Raw genomic sequence first — 3,940 nt, forward strand, 5'->3', positions numbered from 1 at the left:
GCCGAGGTCGCGCGCGGCACGGTCGGCTTCCTGCTCGTCCTCGGAGCTCACGATCAACGCGGCGAGGCGCCCGAACGGCGGCCAGTGGCCCGGGCGCCGGCCCGCCGCTTCCTCCGCCATGAAGGCGGCGACGTCGCCGGAAACCAGCGCGCGCATCACGGGATGGTCCGGCGAGAAGGTCTGCAGCAGCACCTTGCCCGGCGCCTCGGCGCGTCCCGCGCGGCCGCTCACCTGGTGCAGCAACTGCAGCGTGCGCTCCGCCGCGCGCAAATCGCCGCCCGCCAGACCCAGATCGGCATCCACCACGCCGACCAGCGTCAGGTGCGGGAAGTGCCAGCCCTTGGCGACGATCTGCGTGCCGATGATCAGGTCCACCTGGCGCGCGGCGATCGCCTCCGCCGCCGCCGTCGCAGCCGCCGGGCCGGGGATGGTGTCGGAGGCCATGACGATGCGCCGCGCGTCGGGGAACAGCGCCTCCACCTCTTCCAGCACGCGCTCCACGCCGGGGCCGACCGGCGTCAACGAGCCTTCGGCGTTGCACTCCGGGCAGAAGCGCGGCAGCGGCTCGGCATGGCCGCAATGGTGGCATTGCAGCCGCCGCTGCGCCCGGTGCTCCACCAGCCAGGAGGTGCAGTTCGGGCAGCGCAGCCGGTGGCCGCAGGCGCGGCAGAGCGTGAGCGGCGCGTAGCCGCGGCGATTGAGGAACAGCATCGCCTGCTCGCCGCGCGCGAGCGTGTCCTTCACCGCCTCGATCAACTTCGGCGAGAGGAAGCGCCCGCGCTCCGGCGTGTCGCGCCGCAGGTCGATTGTCTCCACCGCCGGCAGGCCGGCGCTGCCGTGGCGTTCCTTCAGGTGCAGGTGGTCGTAGCGCCCGGTCTCCGCATTCGTCAGCGTCTCGAGCGAGGGCGTGGCGGAGACCAGCACGCAGGCGGCCTGCGCCAGGCGCGCGCGCACCACCGCCATGTCGCGCGCGTGGTAGATCACGCCGTCCTCCTGCTTGAAGGCAGTCTCGTGCTCCTCGTCCACGACCAGCAGGCCGAGATCGGGGAAGGGCAGGAACAGCGCGCTGCGCGCGCCGACCACCACCGGCGCCTCGCCCTCCGCCACGGCGCGCCAGGTGTCGCGGCGGGTGCGCGAGGAGAGCTCCGAATGCCACAGCGCGGGATCCACGCCGAAGCGGCGCCGGAAGCGCTCCAGCCATTGCGCCGACAGCGCGATCTCCGGCAGCAGCACCAGCGCCTGCCGCCCTTCGCGCAGCGCCTGCGCGACGGCGTCCAGATAGACCTCGGTCTTGCCCGACCCCGTGACGCCGGTCAGCAGCGTGACGCCGAAGGCATGCGCGGCGACCTTCGCGCGCAGCGCCTCCGCCGCCGCGGCCTGGTCGGCGGCCAGCGTCGGGCCCGGATGATCCGGGTCGGGCAGCGGGAAGGCGGCACCCTTGGGCAGCAGCGCAGGAACCAGGATCCCGGCATCGGCCAGGCCGCGCACGACGCCGGGCGACACGCCCGCCGCTTCCGCGAGATCGCTGCCCGAGCGGACATCGCCGGGACCGAGCAGGTCGAGCACCGCGCGGCGCGCCGGCGTCAGCCTGAGATCCTCGCGAATCGCGCCGGGCGCCAGTTGCCAGCCGGCCTTGGCCGGCGCGGGTTCGAGCGCGGCGGGCGCGCTCATCGCCATCCGAAGCACCGCGCCGGGCGGCGTCACGGTGTAGGCGCCGACCCATTCGACGAAGCGCCGCAGGCTCTCCGTCATCGGCGGCGCGTCGAGCACGGCCTGCACGTTCTTCAGCCGCCGCGCCGGCAGCGCCGGGTCGGGCTCGCCGTCCCAGACGACGCCGATCGCCTCGCGCGGGCCGAGCGGCACGACGACGAAATGACCCGGCTCCGCACGCATCCCTTCCGGTACGCGGTAGTCGTAGGTGCCGGCCTCGAGCGGCAGCGGCAGCATCACGCGCACCCGTGTCCCGGAAGCCACGCCCAGGGGTTGGTTCGGTGCCGGCGACTTCCGCCTCGCTTCAGCCATCCTGTATGTTCGCCTCGTTCACGGCGTTCGAACGCCATGTCCCCTTCGGGGGCAAGATGTCCGGGTAGGATATAGGATGAAATTCTTTGTGGACACCGCCGAGGTGTCCGAAATCCGCGCGCTCGCCGAAGCCGGCCTGGTGGACGGCGTCACCACGAATCCGAGCCTCATCGCCAAGTCCGGCCGCAACATGGCCGAAGTGATCGCCGAGATCTGCGCGATCACGCCCGGCCCCGTCAGCGCGGAGGTCACGGCGACCGACTTCGAGACGATGCTGGCCGAGGGCCGGTATCTCCGCGGCATCGCGAAGAACGTGGCGGTCAAGGTGCCGCTGACGGAAGCCGGGCTGCGCACCTGCCGCGTGCTGGCCGGCGAAGGCACGCCGGTGAACGTGACGCTGTGCTTCTCGCCGGCGCAGGCGCTGCTCGCGGCCAAGGCCGGCGCGGCCTTCATCTCGCCCTTCGTCGGGCGGCTCGACGACATCTCGACCGACGGCATGTCGCTGATCGCCGATATCGTGCAGATCTACCGGAACTATCCGGCGCTGAAGACCGAGGTGCTGGTCGCCTCGGTGCGTCATCCGATCCACCTGGTGCAGGCGGCGAAGCTCGGCGCGCATGTCGCCACGCTTCCGCCCCAGGTGATCCGCCAACTGCTGAAGCATCCGCTGACCGACAGCGGCCTGGCGGCCTTCCTCGCCGACTGGAAGAAGACGGGGCAGAGCATCCTGTGAAGACCACGGCCGCGACACGCCTCGACCACGATACGCTGGCCGAGGAGGTTGCGGCCTACCTCGTTGCGAACCCGGATTTCCTGGCGCGCCGCCCGGAACTCTACCGCGCGCTGACGCCACCGAAGCGCGTGCATGGCGAGAACCTGGCCGACCACATGGCCGCGATGGTCGCGGCCGAGCGCGCGCGGCTGCGCGCCATCGAAGGCGAGGTGCAGGGCGCGCTGGCCGATGGCCGGGCCGGCGCGGGCCTCGCGCTGCGCGTGCGGCTCGCCGTGCTCGCGCTGATGCGCTCGCGCGACGTGGCGGAGACGGTCAGCCAGGAATGGCCGCCGCTGCTGCGCGTCGAATCCTGCATGCTGCTGGCCGAGCCGCGCGCCGCGCGCGCCGTCATCAACGGCAGTGCGGACAGCAGCCTGCCGCGGCACGGCGTTCGCGCGATGCCGGAAGGCACGGTGGCGCGCCTCGTCGGCCCCGGACGGGACGCACGCGTGCGGCACGAAGTGACGGAGGCCGAGTTGCTGCACGCCGAGGCCGCGCCGCTCGTCGCCTGCGACGCGCTGGTGAAGGTGCCGCTCTGGTGCGGCACGCCCTGCCTGCTGGCGCTCGGCGCGCGCGAGGCCTCGGCGCTGCCGGCGCGGCAATCGGCGCAGACCCTCGCCTTCCTCGGCCGCGCCATCGCAGCCGCCATCGCAAGATGATGCCCTCAGGCGCGTCGTGCCAGAGGCACGCCTTCGGCGTGACGCGCAGCCTCCGGCTGCTTGGCGTCGTGCCGAAGGCACGCCTTCGGCGTGACGCGGCACTTGCCGCGGCGGCCGTTCGGGCGCGTCGCGCCGCAGGCGCGCTTTCCGCGCGACGCCTGCCTGAACAGCGGCAGGCCGCTTAAGGGCATGGACGGGGCGGCCGCCCTTTCGGCCTGGCTCGACACGCTGGCGCGCGAGCGCCGCGCCAGCGCCAACACGATCGAGGCCTACCGCTCGGACCTCTCCCTCTTCCTCGGCTTCATGACGCGGCATCTGGGCGAGGAGCCGGACCTCGCGGCGCTCGCCGCGCTGCGCCCGCTCGACATCCGCGCCTTCCTGGCGGAGCGCGCGCGCGAGGGCGACGGCAACGCGACACGGGCGCGGCGGCTGGCGGCGGTGCGGGGCTTCCTGCGCCACTTGGCGCGCCGCCACGGCGGCGGGACGG

General features: G+C 73.3%; 4 protein-coding genes. 3 read left to right on the plus strand and 1 reads right to left on the minus strand.

Annotated elements, in window-relative coordinates; genetic code table 11:
- A partial coding sequence (locus L2I40_RS20120) for a primosomal protein N' (protein WP_272910990.1) occupies positions 1 to 2,022 on the minus strand: 2,022 nt, incomplete at its 3' end.
- Positions 2,023 to 2,098: 76 nt separating this feature from the next.
- Here L2I40_RS20120 and fsa point away from each other — a divergent pair.
- From fsa to L2I40_RS20135, 3 genes are all read left to right on the plus strand, one after another.
- Positions 2,099 to 2,755: a fructose-6-phosphate aldolase gene (fsa, locus tag L2I40_RS20125; RefSeq protein ID WP_237216961.1), complete on the plus strand. Its 657-nt coding sequence runs from the start codon at positions 2,099 to 2,101 to the stop codon at positions 2,753 to 2,755.
- Positions 2,752 to 3,453 (plus strand): GAF domain-containing protein, encoded by a 702-nt coding sequence (locus L2I40_RS20130; RefSeq protein WP_237216962.1) that lies wholly within the window; start codon positions 2,752 to 2,754, stop codon positions 3,451 to 3,453. Before fsa ends, L2I40_RS20130 begins: the two co-directional genes overlap by 4 nt.
- 189 nt (positions 3,454 to 3,642) lie before the next feature.
- Positions 3,643 to 3,940: site-specific integrase (locus L2I40_RS20135; RefSeq protein ID WP_237216963.1), on the plus strand; the 298-nt coding region annotated here is incomplete at its 3' end.

The sequence above is a fragment of the Falsiroseomonas oryziterrae genome, assembly GCF_021864505.1.
Lineage (GTDB): Bacteria > Pseudomonadota > Alphaproteobacteria > Acetobacterales > Acetobacteraceae > Falsiroseomonas > Falsiroseomonas oryziterrae.